The sequence below is a fragment of the Aquimarina sediminis genome (genome assembly GCF_002895435.1).
In the GTDB taxonomy this organism is placed as follows: domain Bacteria; phylum Bacteroidota; class Bacteroidia; order Flavobacteriales; family Flavobacteriaceae; genus Aquimarina; species Aquimarina sediminis.
In genome coordinates this window covers 147,123-164,834 of record NZ_POYJ01000006.1, presented here as the reverse complement: position 1 = coordinate 164,834, position 17,712 = coordinate 147,123, and the positions used below count along the sequence as shown (strand labels likewise).

Here is a 17,712-nt window from a genome sequence, read left to right as displayed (position 1 = left end):
ACCAATTTGGCTAGAATCGAATATGCATATATACCTCAAGCTGATAGTGATAATGTATATAGTCGCTTTCGATTTTCTGCTAATTATCCCATTAAAATGGATGATAAAGGAACCTATTTTGTGGTAGGCACACAATATAGATTTAATAATTTACAGATTGAAGATGAACTGGGAATAGATAAAGAAGGTCTGGAAGGTTTTCATACTATAGGGGTAGAATTAGGGTATACTTTTAAAATGAAAAACAATTGGCGATTTGGGACTAAAATAGGAGTAGGGATTTCATCCAATTTTGAAGAATCAGGTGTAGAAGGAGATGATTTTAGGTATAGAGGGTCTTTATATTTTGTAAAAACATATAAGGGAAGACAAGAACCTAAAATGGCTCGTTTAATTGTAGGGGTGCAATATACAAATCCTGCAAGTTTGAATTTTCCACTACCTATTATTAATTATTTTAAGAGATTTCACCCAAGTTGGTCATATGCTATAGGAACACCTAAAACAAACATTAAATATTTTTTTAATGATAAGAGCACACTGCAGGCGTTTGTGGGTCTGGATAGATTTTATGGTAACTTACAGAAGAATAAGGTGTTCGTAGATAAAAATGGAGAAACTAAAGTAGTAGCAAATGCATCGATGCTTAATGTTATGGGAGCATTAGGATATGAGTATTATTTTACGGAACACTTATTGTTCTATACATATGCAGGATATACATTAAGTAATGAAATTCGTTTACGAAATGGCAATCAAGAGAGTGTACTAACCGTCAATGATGGTAATACCTTCTATTTTCGAGGCGGAATAAAATTAAAAATATAAATGGCAAAAATATTAGTAATAGAAGACGAAGCGGCGATCAGAAGAGTTTTGGTAAAAATTTTATCTGAAGAAAATAATAAATATGAAGTTTTTGAAGCTGAAGATGGACTTGTCGGAATAGAAAAAATAAAGGCAGATGATTACGACCTTGTACTTTGTGATATCAAAATGCCAAAGATGGATGGAGTAGAGGTGTTAGAAGCCATAAAAAAGATTAAACCCGAGATTCCTATTGTTATGATTTCTGGTCATGGAGATTTGGATACTGCCGTAAATACAATGCGATTAGGAGCCTTTGATTATATATCCAAACCACCTGATTTAAATCGATTACTCAATACAGTACGTAACGCTTTAGATAGAAAAGAACTGGTAGTAGAAAATAAAATGCTTAAGAAAAAGGTTTCCAAAAATTATGAAATGATTGGAGAATCAAAAGCTATTTCTGATATCAAAAATATTATCGAAAAGGTTGCAGCTACTGATGCAAGAGTTTTGATTACAGGACCCAATGGAACAGGAAAGGAACTTGTAGCTCACTGGATTCACCAAAAAAGCGAACGTTCAAAAGGAGCTATGATAGAGGTAAATTGTGCTGCAATACCTGGAGAATTAATAGAAAGTGAACTTTTTGGTCATGTAAAAGGAGCGTTTACGTCTGCTAATAAAGATCGAGCAGGTAAATTTGAAGCTGCTAACGGAGGTACTATATTTCTTGACGAAATTGGTGATATGAGCCTCTCTGCCCAAGCAAAAGTACTTAGAGCATTGCAAGAAAATAAAATCCAAAGAGTTGGTAGTGATAAAGATATCAAAGTAGATGTACGTGTAGTTGCAGCAACAAATAAGGATCTGAAAAAAGAAATTGCAGAGAATAGATTTAGAGAAGATTTGTATCATAGATTAGCGGTAATATTAATAAAAGTACCGGCTCTGAATGATAGAAGAGATGATATTCCTTTACTTATAAAATATTTCTCAAAGAAAATCTCAGTCGAACAAGGGTCTCCTGTTAAGAAGTTTTCTGACAAGGCTATAAAACAACTACAACAATATGACTGGACAGGTAATATTAGAGAGCTACGTAATGTTATAGAACGTTTGATCATTTTGGGAGGCAAAGAAGTGAGTGTAGAGGATGTTAAGCTTTTTGCGGCAAAGTAAGAAGAGTAGATTTACTTTATGTATTTAGAATAGCATTGCAGAAGGTTTTTTTGTAATTATCTATACCGCTTTTACGACAAATAGCAGATATACCCCAAACAATGAAAAGAGTTTTGTTTTTAATAGTATTGCTGTGCAATTTCTATATGTCCTTTGCTCAATATGATCCAGGTGCTACAAATTATGGCTTGGTAGCGGCAAAAAGTTTTGCATTAGAGAATGAGTTGGCGATAGGTGGTAGAGTTGAGTATGCATTTAATTGTTATACTACATTTATGGGCGAGTACAATCGCACATTTGCCTTAGGAGCAGATAAAGAGTACGAAGGGTTTAATGAATTGGCATTGGGAGTAAATTTGATTCTGTTTAATTGGTATCCTACAACGATAACTGCCGGGATGGGATATGTAGGAAACGACTCTAGCATTTTTAGAGATATTGAAGACGAGGCTTTTCTTGGATTTAGTACAGGGAACTTTAATCATGGAGCTCAGATCAAAATAAGAGCATTACATCAGATCTCTACGCCAGTACACATTTTTGCAGAGTTAAATGTTAAAAGTTTGGGAAGAAGATATGATACTTTCTTGATTGGGTTTAGTTATGATTTCTACGGTAGATAAGCTCATATCCCGTTTTTAAGAATTATATATCCTTACTATGTTTTGTTAAAAACACACCTATCATTTGTGTAATGTTAAACTACTTTTTTACAAGACCAAAACTTTAGTATCTTTCGGATGACAACATAAATCATAGTATGAAGAAGATAAATCATGAAGATTTTAAAGTGTCTAAGGCTATAGAATTATCCAAAATACCTACCACTTTTGATCTTGACGAAAAAGAAAATAAAATAGAGAACGAGCTAGAAGAAGTTCGAGAAAAGCTGGGAAAACTTCAGGATACTTTATATGCGCATGGTAAATACGCAGTATTGGTTTGCCTGCAAGGAATGGATACAGCCGGTAAAGATAGTTTGATAAGAGAAGTGTTTAAAGATTTTAATACACGTGGAATTATTGTACATAGTTTTAAAGTGCCTACACCGCTAGAGTTAGGGCATGATTATCTCTGGAGGCACTATATTGCCTTGCCACAACGAGGCAAATTTGGGGTCTTTAACAGAACACATTATGAAAATGTTTTAGTAACAAGGGTACATCCCGAATATATAATGGGGGAGAATATTCCTCATATTAATTCAACAGAAGATATTAACGATGCGTTTTGGGATCAGCGTTTTGAGCAGATTCGAAATTTTGAAAAGCACATTTCCGAAAACGGAACTTTAATCTATAAGTTCTATTTGCACTTGTCAAAAGAAGAACAAAAAAACAGATTACTACGCAGATTGGAAAAAAAAGAAAAAAACTGGAAGTTCTCTGCAGGAGATTTAAAAGAAAGAAAACTCTGGGATCAATATCAATTATGTTATCAGGATGCGATAAATAGAACATCATTATCACATGCACCATGGTATGTGATACCGGCAGATAATAAACCAGCTGCTAGGTACATTGTAGCCAAAACGTTATATGATACTTTAAAAGAATATGATGACATACAAGAACCTGAATTAGATACTAAAACAAAAGCTAATTTAGATTTGTATAAACAAGAATTAGAAAACGAATAAAAAGAGTAAAAAAACTAACTATGTTTAAAAAAATAATTATCCCTGTCATCTTTGCCATTTTATCCTTTGATGGGGTAGCACAGAATACCGCCAAAGAAGATGTTACAATATTAAAAAAGATATACGATACTTCTCTGCTTAATGGTAAGAGTTATGAATGGTTGGATTACTTATCTAATCAGATTGGGGGAAGGTTGTCTGGGTCTGTTAATGCACAATTGGCAGTAGAATGGGGAGAAAAAGAATTAAAGAAACTAGGGATAGATAAAGTTTGGCTTCAGCCTGTTATGGTACCTAAATGGACTCGGGGAGTAACAGAGTTTGCCTATATAGAAACAGGACCAGGAGTTACAACAAATGTACCTATATGTGCGTTAGGAGGGTCTGTACCTACACTTATTGGGGGTATTAAAGCACCAATAGTTGAAGTACAAGGATTAGAAGATCTGAAAAAACTAGGAGAAGATCAGGTTAAAGGAAAAATAGTGTTTTATAACCGTCCAATGCAAGCTGATCTTATTGAGACATTTAGAGCATATGGAGGATGCGTGGATCAACGATATTCTGGAGCAGCCGAAGCAGCCAAATTTGGTGCTGTTGGAGTAATTGTACGCTCTATGAATCTTAGATTAGATGATTACCCGCATACAGGCGCTATGAGTTACGGAGATCTTAAAGATTCGCAGAAGATTCCTGCTGCCGCGATTAGTACCAATGGAGCTGATTTATTAAGTTCTATGCTAAAATTAAACCCCAAGATTAAATTTCATATCAATATGAACTGCCGTACCTGGAAAGATGTACAATCCTATAATGTTATTGGAGAAATTACAGGAAGTGAATTTCCAAACGAATATATGGTAGTTGGCGGGCATCTGGATTCATGGGATCTTGGAGATGGTTCGCATGATGATGGAGCAGGAATCGTGCAATCTATGGAAGTATTACGATTATTTAAAGAAATTGGATATAAACCCAAGCGATCTATCCGTGTGGTCATGTTTATGAATGAAGAAAATGGACTAAGAGGAGGAAAAAAATATGCCAAGGTTGCCAAAGATAAAGGAGAAAATCATGTCTTTGCATTAGAGAGTGACGCAGGAGGGTTCACTCCCAGAGGCTTTTCTTTTGACTGTAATGATGCCAATTTTGCTCAGGTAGAGAGTTGGAAACCTCTTTTTGAACCTTACCTGATTCATTCTTTTACTAGAGGCGGAGGAGGAGCCGATATTGGACCTCTAAAAAAAGAAGGAATGGTTTTGTCTGGATTACGACCAGATTCACAGCGATATTTTGTTCATCATCATGCCAAAAATGATACATTTGATGCTGTGAATAAGCGAGAACTAGAATTAGGAGCCGCTACAATGGCTAGCTTGGTATACCTTTTTGATAAATACGGAATCAAGTAACAATACCTTTTTGGAAATTACTTGTTATATAAAACAGGTTTTTAAAATAATAACTTATTCTAAAATACCCCGGGAGTTAATTACTCTCGGGTTTTCTTTTTTATTTGAGATTTTAATTTGATTAATGCATGCTTTGGATGTTATAGAAAATATTCTTCTTTTAGAAAAAATTTAAATAACCGATTATAACGTTAAAAATACGATAAGAATCACTTAATTTATGATGGTTCTAATACCTTTGCGTCTTCAAAATTATAAAATGCTACAGCAGTACACCAAAGAGTTTCGATATAACCTAAAATTAGCCGCTCCAGTGATGATGGGCATGCTAGGGCACACCTTTGTTGGGTTAATCGATAATATCATGGTGGGACAATTAGGAACAGCAGAGTTGGCTGCTGTATCTCTGGGCAATAGTTTTATGTTTATAGCAATGTCTTTTGGGATAGGTTTTTCTACTGCAATTACCCCATTAGTTGCAGAAGCAGATGGAGAGAATAATTTTGTAAATGGTAAGTCAGCATTCAAGCATGGTTTGGTTTTATGTACCACACTGGGAGTTGTATTGTTTTTACTGATATTGCTTGCCAAGCCACTTATGTATCTTATGAAACAGCCCACAGAAGTGGTTGAATTGGCAATTCCGTATCTTGACCTGGTTGCTTTTTCGTTAATTCCTTTAGTGAGTTTTCAGGCATTAAAACAATTTTCAGATGGGTTGTCAATGACCAAATACCCGATGTACGCTACATTAGTTGCAAATTTGGTTAACGTTATTCTTAACTACGTGTTGATTTTTGGGAAATTTGGATTTCCAGAGATGGGAATAGTGGGGGCGGCTGTAGGTACACTTGCTTCGAGATTGGTGATGGTTATATTTTTATGGTTATTTCTTAAAAACAAAGAAAAATCGAATCCTTATGTTACTAAGATCAAGTTTTTTACTTTGGAAAAAGGGATGATAAATAAAATTATTGCATTGGGCTTCCCTTCTTCGTTACAAATGTTTTTTGAAGTTGCCATTTTCACGGCAGCCATATGGTTATCCGGGATTTTGGGCAAAAACCCGCAGGCAGCAAATCAAATAGCTTTAAACCTAGCCTCAATGACATTTATGGTTGCTATGGGATTGAGTGTCGCAGCGATGGTTAGAGTGGGTAATCAAAAAGGACTTCAGCATTTTAGAGATTTAAGAAGGATTGCTATTTCGATTTTTTTACTTACTTTTTTGATAGAAGCTGCTTTTGCACTGTTTTTTATTCTGTTTAATAAACTATTACCTCAGATTTATCTTGATGTAGATGTAAAGGATGTCACAAATCTAACAGATAATACCGAAGTAATTACTATTGCAGCCAAATTATTAATCATTGCGGCACTATTTCAGATTTCCGACGGAATACAAGTTACCGTACTAGGAGCTTTACGTGGTCTTCAGGATGTTAAAATCCCAACACTGATTACATTTATAGCGTATTGGATTGTAGGTTTTCCGATTAGTTATTATCTAGGGTTGCATACCGAATATAAAAGTGCTGGAATTTGGATTGGGCTGCTAGCCGGTCTTACGGTCTCTGCGCTATTATTATATGCAAGATTTAATCATTTAACAAAAGCTTTAATTCGCGAAAATAAAATTCAATAGCTTTGATTTTTCAGCAATGGCAGGGTTTTTGAACTGTTTTTGAAAAATTAAAGAAAGATAGGATACCATTTTTAGACTTATAGCGTTTATTTGGTATTAACTAATAATTAACTATCTTTCCAAAAAAACAGATTACAAAAAATGAGAGTCCCAAATTCTAAATTTTGTCTACTGCTTATTGTTTTTATCGTATTAAGTACTCAAAGTAGTAGAGGTCAATATTTCACCCATAGCCAAAAACAAAACCTTATACCTAATCCGAGCTTTGAATCTATTAACCCAGCTATTAAGAGATTGGATATGGAGATGCGAAATTTTGGAATTATCAAGGATTGGAAAGCTGCAATAAACTCTCCAGATGCGCATCACCCGAAATTAGAAGATATCAGATTTATACACAAAGCTCCTAATTTTTTGAAACAGTTTGGAGCACAAGAACCCAGAACTGGAGAAGGGAAAGTAGGAATGTATATTGCCGGGGGTGCCTACAAGGAAGGGGTAACCGCAAAATTGAAACAACCATTAACCAAGGGAAAGTACTATTATTTTCATATGTATGTTTCTTTGGCTGAAGGGATTTCAAATTCTTGTACATCATCTATAGGTTCTTACTTTACGGCAAGAAGCCCAAAAATAACAGAAACTTCAAAATTTCCTTTACACATAGAATCTTCAAAAATGATTTGTGATACCAAAGGGTGGGCAAAAGTATGTGGAGTATATAGAGCAAAAGGAACCGAAAAGTACCTCTCTCTGGGATATTTCTCTGATAGCCCAAAAGGAAAATCTGTAAAAGGAACTGGTTTTGATACTGCCTATTATTTTGTTGATGATGTTTTATTGATGGAAATGAGAGATCCAAAAAACCTTGTTCCTAATCAAATTTGTAATATGGCACTTGATTTTTCTCCTGTAGAGTTTTTGGTAGGAGAAAGCGAAGCGTATAAAGAAATTCAAAAAGAATTGGATACTTATATTCAGTATGTAACCATATTTAAAGTAAATTCAGTTAAAATTATTGGTCATGCAGATGATGCAGGCTCATCTTTTGAAAATGAAATTATGTCGGCCATGAGAGCCAGTAATGTAAAAAAATACTTTGTGGAGAAGGGTATAGACGAATCTTTGATAGAAGTTTTATATGAAGGTGATACTAAACCAATAGTTACTTCTGATTCTAATCTGGACCCTGAATCGAATAACAGAGTAGAAATTAAAATTGAATAGTAGATACATCATAATTCTATGGTTTACCTAAGAAAAGATAGTACCTTTGAGACTTTGTAATTTTTAAGTATTCATTATGGACTTTCCAAAATTCTTATTAGGGGATAATACTGATTATCCAGATGCTATTTTTGTAATTCATACCGAGTTTCCCAGATTTATTATTAATCTGCAAAACGATGAGGTAGAATGGCTTGAAGAGTTTGATAAAAGTGAAGAAAAAGAATTACTCGAAGAGTCAGAGAAACTTTTTCAATCTGCTAATGACTTTTATGATCGAGAAATAGAACGCTACGACGGTTAATGTATTTAAATCTTAGAAATGGAAGAACTTATACAATTTGACAAAGATCTTTTTTTATATCTCAATAATCTAGGGAACACTTCATGGGATGGGTTTTGGTTATTTATGACCAATAAATTTTATCAGATACCATTATATGCTCTTTTACTGTTCTTTTTTTATAAATATTATGGGGTTAGGGGTACGATCATTACTTTGGTGGTGGTAGCATTATTGATTACTGCAACAGATCAATTATCTAACCTGTTTAAAAATGTACTCTTTATGAGACCACGCCCTTGTAGAGCTGATGGCGTAGCAGAGTTTGCTAGGATTAAAGCAGAACGATGTGGGAGACATGGGTATTTTTCTGGTCATGCAGCAAGCTCTATGGCATTAGCCTTTTTTATAGGATTAAGCTTGAGGAAATACTTAAAGTATATTTTTCCTTTTATGGTGATATGGTCAATTACTGTGGGGTATAGTAGAATCTATCTGGGAGTACATTATCCAGGAGATGTAGTTACTGGTATGGCGATTGGTATTTTGTTAGGATTCGGAGCATTTAGACTGCATAGATTTTTAGTAAAAAAGTATGGAACAGTTGCTGAATAATATTTTTCTTTTGAAAAGAAATCTTTTACTTCTGACTTATATAAGACTTCTAAAAAACTCTCTTTTTCTTCTTTTTACCAAAAAGGCGTTTAAAAAAGTTATCTCTTTTTTCGGGTTTACAGTTCAGGTCTTTTAAAATCTGTTCTGGTATTTTCTCAAATTTACTTTTGGTATAAACATCAAAAGTAGTGTCCTTATTCATTTTTTGATATAGCTTGGCAAAAATCGGTAGGGCAGTATTAGCTCCCTGACCCAATGCGGTAGTTTTAAAACCTATATTGTAATTGTCATTTCCTACCCAGGTCACGGTTACTAATTTTGGTGTAATGCCAATAAACCATCCATCTTTATTATCTTGGGTGGTTCCTGTTTTGCCGGCGATTTCATTCTTGAGCTTGTAGGTTGTTCTTAAACGAGTAGCAGTACCTTCATCGACGGTAGATTTCATCATTTTTAATATGACTTGTCTGGTATAGTCACTATAGGCAGAGGAATCTGCTATACGAGGCTCAAAAGAGGCTATAAGCTTACCGTGTTTATCTTCGATTTTTGAAATATAATAGGGTTTTACACTTTTTCCTTTATTGACATAACTGGCATAGGCTCCCGCCAATTCTTTTAATTTGATACCATCTGTACCCAGTGCCATCGCAGGTTCTTCAGAAAGGGGAGTAGTCACTCCCAATTTTTTTACTTGATCTACTACAGTAGGTATCCCCACTTCGTTTAAAACCTTTACAGCAATGGTATTTACAGAGTTACTTAATGCTTTTTCGAGTGTAAAATTAAGATGAGGATCATTTTGTATTGAAGCATTTTTGGGAGTCCAGTTTTTCAAATTGGTATAGGTAATCTCTTTGGTAGAAAAATATGAACATGGTTTCATCCCGTTTTCTATAGCCGCTGTATATACAAAAGGCTTAAAGGTAGATCCGACCTGCCGCTCACTTTGAGAAACATGATCATATTTAAAATACCGATAGTCAATACCTCCAATGTATACTTTTACAGCCCCTGTCGTAGGCTCGATAGCTATCATTCCTGTGTTTAAAAACTTTAGGTAGTGTTGGATACTATCAAGAGAAGATGCTTTTTGGGTGATATTGTTATTCCATTCAAATAATTCAAGATTCTTTTTGATCGAAAGAGAATCTTCGATTTGAGTTTCGGTAAGACCTTGCTCTTTATATACATTATAGATGGTAAGGTTTTTTATAGCATTTTGTACGAGAGCTTGATCATTTTTCCATGGGGCATCGGTACCATAGGATTTTTCATATTGTTCTTGTAATACTGGCATATGTTCTTTCATAGCTTCTTCGGCAAGAGATTGCATTTTGTAGTCCAGAGTAGTATGTACAATTAAACCATCGTTATAGATATCATAGAGGGTACTATCCGGTTTTTTATACTTTTCTAAAATTTGGGAAAGTTCTTTTTTGACTTCTTCTCTAAAATAAGGAGCCAATCCTAGATCGTGATTAAAGTATTGGTAATCCAAGGTAATGGGGTGGCTCATTGCCTGATTAGAACGATGAGGACTGATATATTGGTATTTTACCATTTGTTGAAGGACAACATCTCTTCTTAATTGGCTTCGTTCTCTAAAAAGTCTGGGATTATAGCTATGATTTGCTTTTAGTGTTCCGATGAGTGTGGCAGCTTCAGAGAGTGTTAACTGGTATGTGGATTTGTTAAAGAATTTACGTGAGGCACTTTCAATCCCATAGGTATTATCAGAAAAAGGAACTGTGTTAAAATATAAGGTAAGGATTTCTTCCTTAGAATATATATCTTCTATCCTTTTTGCAATAAAGGATTCTTTTAATTTATTGATTACCGTACTAAACAGGCGATACTTTTTTCTACCAAATAGATTTTTTGCTAATTGTAGGGTTATGGTACTCCCTCCACCAGAGGATTTATCCTGTAATAAAATGGTTTTAAAAAAAACTCGTAACAAACTTGTGTTATCTACACCATCGTGCTCATAAAACCGTACATCTTCGGTAGCTATAAGTGCATCTATTAGATGCTGAGGTAGATCTTTGTAGGTTATGGGTTGTCTGTCATAGATATAATATTTACCAATTAGATGACCATCTTTGTCAAGTACCTGTGTAGCCTCAGCTTGTTTTAATGAGCTTAATTCTTCTTTACTGGGGAGTTTTCCAAAAAAACCAAAATAAATACTAAGGTAGAAGCAGATGCCTGTACATATGAATCCAATCAAAATAAAAACAGACCATTTTACCCCCCTTTTTTGTAATAATGTCTTTATCATAATCATAATACCGACTTACATAACGTTGAAAAACCCATATTATTTGGAAAGGTGTGTTTCTTGTTTTTTTATAAAGTCTTTAATAAACAATCCAATCATAGCAACCATTAATAATGCAAACGGTAAGGAGGTGATAATGAGTAATTTTTGCATGGCGATTAAGACATTAATATCGGTTCTGGAATTTCCTAATAAAACAATACCTACCGAAAAGATAACGAGTATAATACTCCATAAAAGACGATGTTTTTTTGAGGGTTCTTGTTTACCATTATCCGTAAACATGCTTAAGACAAAAATGGCAGAATCTAGTGATGTGATCAAAAAACTTATTAATAAAAGAATAGTGAGAGTATTAATAAACCCCTGAAAAGGGTAATTTTCAAAAAAGATAAATATAGAGCTAAATACGTTATCAAATTGACATTGATATTCACCAATATTTTCGATAATCAAAAAAGCAGATTCTCCAAATGTGGTAAACCAGAAGAAAGTACCTAGAGAGGGTACAAGAAGTACACCTATTATAATTTCTCTAATTGTGCGCCCTTTTGAGATTCGAGCAATAAAAATACCTGTAAAAGGCGCCCAGGCAAGCCAAAAAGCCCAATAATAATAAGTCCAATCTGTTAAGAATACTTCACCAGGATTATATTTGCCATATGCCAGACTCAACGGAATAAAATCAATAATATATTGATATAATGAAGCAAAAAACCGAGTTGTAATCGACAAAATATCACTTTGCAGGAATACAAAAAATAAAAGACCTATGGTTATATAAATATTCCAGGTAGAAATAATCTTAATGCCCTTGTTGACACCTCTATAAACAGAGATAAATGCTAAGATCGAAATAATGATAAGCATGATAATAGTGCCTTTAAGACCAAAATCTATATTAAATAAATGATTTAATCCACCTTCTATTTGCGTAGTTCCTAATCCAATGGCAGCGACCAGACCAAATACTGTGGTAAGAATAGCTAGGATATCGATACTACCGAGGATAGTGGTACTAATTTTCTTATTATTGACCAAGTGCTCTATAGAAGAAAAAGCACTACTGGACAGTACCTTTTTTGATTGTATAAATAAGTAGTACCCCACGGTAATGGCAAAGACGGCATAAAATGCCCAGGCAGTAAAGCCCCATTGATAGAAAGTGTATTCTAAAGCTATTGTTGCTGCATCAGCTCCATTATCGATAGGAGGATTATATCTCATAAATACAGGTTCTTGCACAGCACGTAGTAATATTCCTGCTCCCATTCCTGCACTGTATAACATAGAGATCCAGGCAAGTCTCGAAAACTGTGGTCGATCAGTTACTTTACCAAGCCGCCTTTTTCCCCAGGAAGAAAAAGCCATAACCATAAGAAGTAAGACACATGCCAACCCCAGCCATAAGTAAAATCTACCGAATAGTTGACGAATATAAACCGAAAAAGACTCAATCCCTTCATAGGTTTCTAGCGTAAAAAAGTATAAGAAAAAAGAAAAGAAAATTAATATCCCTAAAGAAATATACAGTAAGCTATTTTTCTTAAAGTCGACCTTCATATAGAATCTTTTATGCTCTTTTGATTATAATTATAAATGTCTTAAAAAGTTTTGAGAATAGTTTAGGATAGATGAGAAACTTCTAATTTTTAACAAGTAAAAAATCGAAAAAATAATTATTTTTTTAAATAGGATTTCAAAAAGTTTCAATTTTTTTATTTAGCTTGTAATGACAAATTACTCAGTGAAATAATTATATGCTCAATTGATAATTACCTGGGATAAACTGCTATATCCTAAGGCTTATAATAGAAAATGATACCATTTAGTATGATATACTAAATGTAGATAATGTTTGTGCTACTAACTATTAAACCTATATGCTCATGAGAAGAGTAATTGTTGATTACAAAAAATTGAATAAGAATATTTTAAATCTTCTTGTAGAAAAATTTCCTGACGGATATAATGATAACGATATCATTTCATTTAGAAACCAGCATAACGAAGCTATTGAAGCTGTAGAAGTAAAGACAGAAGATACTATTTATCTGGTTAAGATTAGCAAACGACTGGCCGATACGATGCAAAATTTTGAAGATGACGATGAAGATGATAATGATAATACTACTGCAGAAATCCCTGTTCCCGTAGACTCTGAGGATATTAATGGGAATGACAAGTGATACGTAGTGTCTTTATAGGTATATTTTGTTATTTGATAGATTATGCAACAATGGATTACATTACTGCAACGTCAGGTTATTTTACCGCAATGTAAGTTTACTTCGCTGCAATGTCAGGTTACATCACCATAATGTCAGGTTATATTATCACAACGTAAGGTAACGTTGTAGTAATGTATGGTTATATCACAGCAATGTCAGGTTACTTTACCTCAATGTTAGTTTATATTGCTACAATGTTAGGTTGTATTGGTGTAATGTAAGGTTACGCCACAATACACTTAAATAGAAAAAGTTTTTAATTGTGCTTATATCTACTTATATATCTTTGTTATACAGAATTATCTTAACATGACTCTAACTAATGATATATTAAGTAGTGTTAATCTCTTCAACGAACCAAAACTTCGAGAAGAAATTATGGCAAACTGCGAGCTAAAAACATTTGATAAGGATGAAGTAATTGTGAGAGAAGGGCAATTTGTAAAGGTGGTTCCTATTGTAGTAACTGGGGTAATAAGGGTATTTCAGACAAAGGAAGATAGAGAGATACTTTTGTATTATGTCAAACCAAAGCAAACCTGTATGATGTCATTATCTGCTAGTTTTTTCAATGATAAGAGCCCTTCTCAGGCTGTGGCGGTTGAAAAAACTGAAGCTTTGATTGTGCCCACAAGATATATAGCGCAATGGCAAAAAGAATATTCATCATGGAATGATTTTGTAATCAGAACATTTAGAAACAGGTATGATGAATTGTTAAATACATTTAAGAGTGTTGCCTTTGATCATGTTGATAAAAGAGTTTTGAGATATCTTGAATCCAAAGTTTTAAAGCAGCCAGATAATATGATAAGAATATCACATCAAGAACTTGCCAATGAGTTGGGAACAACAAGAGTAGTGATATCTAGAATCCTTAAACAGTTTGAACTTGATAAAAAAGTTAAACTTTATCGCGGATCGATAGAAATACTATCTACATTTCTCCTTATGTATCTTTTGATACCGTTTTGACTATTACTTATGAATTTACTTTGTATTGTAATTATAAAACAATACAAAAATGAGTTCAAAAGTATTAGTAACAGAGATAGAATTTGAAAAAACATCTACCCAGAAACTTCTAGAGCTTCTTCCAGAAGATAAACTCGATTGGCAACCCCATCCTAAAGCAATGACTCTAGGACAGCTTGCTTTTCATGTTGCAACAATTCCTGGGAGAATTGCAAAATTTGCAAATGACGGTATAACGTCGGCAGAAATACTAATAGAACATCCTTTATCAAAAAATAAGGAAGATATTGTAGGTAATTTTAACGAAAGTATTAAGAGCGCGTTAGAAATATTAAATGCTACTACTACCGATTGGGATTCCAAAAATTGGTCTTGTATGCTCGGAGAAAAAGAAATTATAAATTGGTCAAGACCAACATTATTACGTTTTTTGATGCTTAATCACTGGTATCATCACAGAGGACAATTAAGCACGTATTTAAGAATTCTAGGTGTAGAAATACCTTCGATATATGGCCCTTCAGCTGATGAAAACCCTTTTGCGTAATCCTATGATAAAAGTGAATTCTTTGGTTTTGATAGCATGGAGTATGATAGGAGTCTTTGGGGATTATGTGTAAAAAGTGATATTTACAGAATATTTAATTTAAAGGAGATCATTATCCCAATAGTGATCTCCCATTAACATTTTTTAAGGTTTTGCTATCCTCTCTAATCCTTCCCACAAGATTTTTAAATTAAAAAGTGCATTTTTTTCACTTTTATCAAAGCATAAATCTGTATGATATAAAGCAAAATCATGAATCATTTTTAATGATTTTATGAAATTATCAATTCCATGAAATTGGATATAATCAAAAAAATCTTCCTGAGTAGAAGTTAAAGGTGTTGAAGTTTTTGATTCAACTGAATCATTGACCGTTTTCAAGTGATTACCATTTTGGTAACTGTTTTGACCATTCTGTGTTGACATAAGAATTTGAATTATGGTTAATAAAAAGAAGGAAGGTCACCGTCAACACATTCCAAGCAATGCTTAGATTGGTCTCGGGACTTGCACCCGTATGCCTTCCCAATATCTTTTGTTTAAACCGATTTTGATTTTTTCGCATTGCGATTATTAAAATGTGTTGACGATCCAAATATACAATTTATCATAAAAAGAATATAACATGATCATCGTAAATAGAACATTTGTCGTTACCAAAAGTTTAGTGCTTTTAAGTACTGTGTCAAGACAAGTTTTGATGTTTCAAGTATTTGTTTTGGCTTGGTGCAAACGCAAATGATTATCGCTTTTTTTACCTTAGTGAAATAGTTATAAGTACTTTCTTTAATGACCAGGGTAACAATTATGAGGTTCGAGACATATACTTATCATAAAAAAAACTTAGAATGACCGATAAGGTTATTAACCCATCTATAGACTATGTTACGTTATAATTTTAAGAATATATTCAAGGCTCGCGGGATTGATAAGCCATACGCATATTTAGTCAATGCCGGATTTTCGTCTCGATTGGCAAGTAGTATGAATAGAAACGAAGTAAAAGTATTACGTCTGGATACTTTGGAGAAGGTATGTTTGACTCTTAATTGTACACCAAATGATCTTTTAGAATGGCATCCTGATCCAAACCAAAAAAATACCAAAAACTGTGCTTTACAGACTATTAAAGCAAAAGATGCATCCTATGCCACCAGGCTTAACAAGTTACTTCTTGACCTACCATTGAATCAAATTACAGAAATCGAAAACTTTATCGAAAAACAAAAAAAAGGTAATCCCAAAGAATAGAAAGTATATGTCAAATATATTTTTTGTTAAAAAATACGGAGTTAAAAGCTTTATGGTTTGAATAATTTTAATAGTTTTAACAAAAACTTCATAGATATGTTAGTTGGTGTTGTGTTGAGGTTTTTATTATGAGTAGAGTTTTTTGACCTGATATAAGTACTTGTATACCGTCTAAACATGCTCTAAGGGGATATTCTTATAAGTAAGGAAAATATAGATGAAGTATTTCAAATACTACTTGCTTCTATTTTTTGTTGGGATACATATATATGGACAGGAGCCTGCCGAAAAATATGATCATATTTTTATAGTACCAGAATTCTTGTTAGGTAAAACAATGGAAGCAAATACTGGTTTCCCTAAATCGAAGCTTCAAAAATCTTTTTTCGTTAGCCTCGGAAGCTATAATAATACAATAGATAAGCAATGGACCATTGGATTGAGTGCTCCAAAAACTGGTGTTTCTTTTGGAATAACAGATTTTGGAAATTCTGAAAAAATTGGCATGGCCTATGTATTGATGCCTTATATTGAAACAGGGCTGTTTAGAAAAAAATCTAGTAGATGGAATTTGAATGTTGGTATAGGCGCAGCATACATTGATACACAATTTGACCCAGAGCTTAACCCTCTTAATCAGGCGGTAACTACAAGATTTAATTGGTTTTTTAGGTCATTTTTTTATTATGATCTATTGAAAAGGCAATCGGTAAACTGGCGCTTGGGACTTGGATATACTCATTACTCTAACGGTCATACAAGACTACCTAATCAAGGGTTAAATTCTTTTTTGTTTAGCTTATCATCAAGTATAGGACGAGAACCAGACAATTTTGAAGAACAAATAAAAAAGAAAAGGCAAGATAAGAATAGATATTCCCAGTTATATTTTTCTTTAAGAACAGGTATCGGGCAAAATGTTCTTTCTCGTGTTTTTAATGATAAAAGAGAAGTGTATTCTGTAGCGGCTTCTTCTGGCAAGATTATTAATAGAAATTTTAAGTTTGGAGCAGGGTTTTATTATCGGTTTTATGAGCATTATTATAATTATATTAATGAGAATCTAGAACTTGTACAGGATCAATATTCTTTTTTTAGAGAAAATCCATATCGATATGCTACAAATTTTGGTTTTTTCACCACTGCCGAGCTTTTTATAGGACATGTAGGGATAGAGTTTGATATAGGTATAAATATTTACAAACCTTTTTATAAAGTGGATTGGCAACTTAGTCAGGGATATTTTTATAACAATGAATATGTTAGGTTAGGAGAGCTAAACTCATATTATAAAGTAAAACAAACTGTTTCTAGTAGGTTAGGGGTAAAATATTATCTTTTTAATTCGTACAAGTTGTATAAAAACAATCTCTTTCTTGGTGTGCATATTAATTCGAATTTAGGGCAGGCAGATTTTTCTGAACTTAGTCTAGGCTATGTGTATCGATTTAACCTGAAAAAACATAAAAAAGAAGAATTATAGATCATCCAAAGGAGGACTATTTCAAGTTAAGGATACACAAATCTAATGTATAGTTTTTTAAAATTTGAATATCAACTTATCGTAAGATAAAAACTGCTGGTCTATAGTAGTTTTCTTTTCAACGGAAT

The 17,712-nt window shown here is 33.4% G+C and carries 17 protein-coding genes; 14 read left to right on the top strand and 3 right to left on the bottom strand.

Going from position 1 to position 17,712, the window contains the following annotated elements:
• The first annotated feature begins 6 nt into the window (after positions 1-6).
• The 9 genes from C1X07_RS14655 (at position 7) to C1X07_RS14615 (ending at position 8,813) form a co-directional block, all read left to right on the top strand.
• Complete coding sequence (locus C1X07_RS14655) at positions 7-828, top strand: DUF6268 family outer membrane beta-barrel protein (protein WP_241507266.1); 822 nt, start codon at positions 7-9, stop codon at positions 826-828.
• Positions 829-1,992: a sigma-54-dependent transcriptional regulator gene (locus C1X07_RS14650; RefSeq protein WP_103070780.1), complete on the top strand. Its 1,164-nt coding sequence runs from the start codon at positions 829-831 to the stop codon at positions 1,990-1,992. It begins immediately after the preceding gene.
• A 101-nt stretch (positions 1,993-2,093) separates the two neighbouring features.
• Positions 2,094-2,615 carry a hypothetical protein gene (locus C1X07_RS14645; protein ID WP_128755285.1) on the top strand — a complete coding sequence of 174 codons (522 nt, stop codon included), beginning with the start codon at positions 2,094-2,096 and terminating at the stop codon, positions 2,613-2,615.
• A gap of 137 nt (positions 2,616-2,752) precedes the next feature.
• Positions 2,753-3,631, top strand: a complete 879-nt coding sequence (locus C1X07_RS14640; RefSeq protein ID WP_103070778.1) for a PPK2 family polyphosphate kinase — start codon at positions 2,753-2,755, stop codon at positions 3,629-3,631.
• 20 nt (positions 3,632-3,651) lie between these two features.
• Positions 3,652-5,043: a M20/M25/M40 family metallo-hydrolase gene (locus C1X07_RS14635; RefSeq protein ID WP_103070777.1), complete on the top strand. Its 1,392-nt coding sequence runs from the start codon at positions 3,652-3,654 to the stop codon at positions 5,041-5,043.
• A gap of 259 nt (positions 5,044-5,302) precedes the next feature.
• Positions 5,303-6,688: an MATE family efflux transporter gene (locus C1X07_RS14630; protein ID WP_103070776.1), complete on the top strand. Its 1,386-nt coding sequence runs from the start codon at positions 5,303-5,305 to the stop codon at positions 6,686-6,688.
• Between the two features lie 141 nt (positions 6,689-6,829).
• Positions 6,830-7,915: an OmpA family protein gene (locus tag C1X07_RS14625; RefSeq protein ID WP_103070775.1), complete on the top strand. Its 1,086-nt coding sequence runs from the start codon at positions 6,830-6,832 to the stop codon at positions 7,913-7,915.
• A 76-nt stretch (positions 7,916-7,991) separates the two neighbouring features.
• Positions 7,992-8,219, top strand: coding sequence for a hypothetical protein (locus C1X07_RS14620; RefSeq protein WP_103070774.1), 228 nt, complete (start codon positions 7,992-7,994; stop codon positions 8,217-8,219).
• An 18-nt stretch (positions 8,220-8,237) separates the two neighbouring features.
• Positions 8,238-8,813 carry a phosphatase PAP2 family protein gene (locus C1X07_RS14615; protein ID WP_103070773.1) on the top strand — a complete coding sequence of 192 codons (576 nt, stop codon included), beginning with the start codon at positions 8,238-8,240 and terminating at the stop codon, positions 8,811-8,813.
• Between the two features lie 49 nt (positions 8,814-8,862).
• On the opposite strand, the gene C1X07_RS14610 is transcribed toward C1X07_RS14615, so the two are convergent.
• Positions 8,863-11,097 (bottom strand): transglycosylase domain-containing protein, encoded by a 2,235-nt coding sequence (locus tag C1X07_RS14610; RefSeq protein ID WP_103070901.1) that lies wholly within the window; start codon positions 11,095-11,097, stop codon positions 8,863-8,865.
• A 39-nt stretch (positions 11,098-11,136) separates the two neighbouring features.
• A complete protein-coding gene (locus tag C1X07_RS14605) occupies positions 11,137-12,660 on the bottom strand; it encodes a BCCT family transporter (RefSeq protein WP_103070772.1) in 1,524 nt (507 codons plus the stop codon).
• Positions 12,661-12,986: 326 nt separating this feature from the next.
• Here C1X07_RS14605 and C1X07_RS14600 point away from each other — a divergent pair, with 326 nt between their 5' ends.
• The 3 genes from C1X07_RS14600 (at position 12,987) to C1X07_RS14590 (ending at position 14,850) form a co-directional block, all read left to right on the top strand.
• Complete coding sequence (locus C1X07_RS14600) at positions 12,987-13,286, top strand: hypothetical protein (protein WP_103070771.1); 300 nt, start codon at positions 12,987-12,989, stop codon at positions 13,284-13,286.
• A gap of 351 nt (positions 13,287-13,637) precedes the next feature.
• Positions 13,638-14,303 carry a Crp/Fnr family transcriptional regulator gene (locus tag C1X07_RS14595; protein WP_103070770.1) on the top strand — a complete coding sequence of 222 codons (666 nt, stop codon included), beginning with the start codon at positions 13,638-13,640 and terminating at the stop codon, positions 14,301-14,303.
• 49 nt (positions 14,304-14,352) lie between these two features.
• Complete coding sequence (locus C1X07_RS14590; RefSeq protein ID WP_103070769.1) at positions 14,353-14,850, top strand: DinB family protein; 498 nt, start codon at positions 14,353-14,355, stop codon at positions 14,848-14,850.
• 144 nt (positions 14,851-14,994) lie between these two features.
• On the opposite strand, the gene C1X07_RS14585 is transcribed toward C1X07_RS14590, so the two are convergent.
• Positions 14,995-15,276 (bottom strand): hypothetical protein, encoded by a 282-nt coding sequence (locus tag C1X07_RS14585; RefSeq protein WP_103070768.1) that lies wholly within the window; start codon positions 15,274-15,276, stop codon positions 14,995-14,997.
• Between the two features lie 456 nt (positions 15,277-15,732).
• Between C1X07_RS14585 and C1X07_RS14580 the strand changes: the two genes are divergently transcribed.
• Positions 15,733-16,101, top strand: coding sequence for a helix-turn-helix domain-containing protein (locus C1X07_RS14580; protein ID WP_103070767.1), 369 nt, complete (start codon positions 15,733-15,735; stop codon positions 16,099-16,101).
• A gap of 217 nt (positions 16,102-16,318) precedes the next feature.
• On the top strand, positions 16,319-17,584 hold the full coding sequence (locus C1X07_RS14575) for an acyloxyacyl hydrolase (protein ID WP_103070766.1): 1,266 nt from the start codon (positions 16,319-16,321) through the stop codon (positions 17,582-17,584).
• Positions 17,585-17,712 lie beyond the last annotated feature (128 nt).

Excerpts from the sequence above, each read along its gene's own strand:
- C1X07_RS14600 (WP_103070771.1), top strand. The coding sequence starts at position 12,987 with ATGAGAAGAGTAATTGTTGATTACAAAAAATTGAATAAGAATATTTTA.
- C1X07_RS14580 (WP_103070767.1), top strand. The coding sequence starts at position 15,733 with ATGTTACGTTATAATTTTAAGAATATATTCAAGGCTCGCGGGATTGAT.
- C1X07_RS14635 (WP_103070777.1), top strand. The coding sequence starts at position 3,652 with ATGTTTAAAAAAATAATTATCCCTGTCATCTTTGCCATTTTATCCTTT.
- C1X07_RS14640 (WP_103070778.1), top strand. The coding sequence starts at position 2,753 with ATGAAGAAGATAAATCATGAAGATTTTAAAGTGTCTAAGGCTATAGAA.
- C1X07_RS14590 (WP_103070769.1), top strand. The coding sequence starts at position 14,353 with ATGAGTTCAAAAGTATTAGTAACAGAGATAGAATTTGAAAAAACATCT.
- C1X07_RS14615 (WP_103070773.1), top strand. The coding sequence starts at position 8,238 with ATGGAAGAACTTATACAATTTGACAAAGATCTTTTTTTATATCTCAAT.
- C1X07_RS14630 (WP_103070776.1), top strand. The coding sequence starts at position 5,303 with ATGCTACAGCAGTACACCAAAGAGTTTCGATATAACCTAAAATTAGCC.
- C1X07_RS14605 (WP_103070772.1), bottom strand. The coding sequence starts at position 12,660 with ATGAAGGTCGACTTTAAGAAAAATAGCTTACTGTATATTTCTTTAGGG.
- C1X07_RS14620 (WP_103070774.1), top strand. The coding sequence starts at position 7,992 with ATGGACTTTCCAAAATTCTTATTAGGGGATAATACTGATTATCCAGAT.
- C1X07_RS14585 (WP_103070768.1), bottom strand. The coding sequence starts at position 15,276 with ATGTCAACACAGAATGGTCAAAACAGTTACCAAAATGGTAATCACTTG.
- C1X07_RS14595 (WP_103070770.1), top strand. The coding sequence starts at position 13,638 with ATGACTCTAACTAATGATATATTAAGTAGTGTTAATCTCTTCAACGAA.
- C1X07_RS14610 (WP_103070901.1), bottom strand. The coding sequence starts at position 11,097 with ATGATAAAGACATTATTACAAAAAAGGGGGGTAAAATGGTCTGTTTTT.
- C1X07_RS14645 (WP_128755285.1), top strand. The coding sequence starts at position 2,094 with ATGAAAAGAGTTTTGTTTTTAATAGTATTGCTGTGCAATTTCTATATG.
- C1X07_RS14575 (WP_103070766.1), top strand. The coding sequence starts at position 16,319 with ATGAAGTATTTCAAATACTACTTGCTTCTATTTTTTGTTGGGATACAT.
- C1X07_RS14625 (WP_103070775.1), top strand. The coding sequence starts at position 6,830 with ATGAGAGTCCCAAATTCTAAATTTTGTCTACTGCTTATTGTTTTTATC.
- C1X07_RS14650 (WP_103070780.1), top strand. The coding sequence starts at position 829 with ATGGCAAAAATATTAGTAATAGAAGACGAAGCGGCGATCAGAAGAGTT.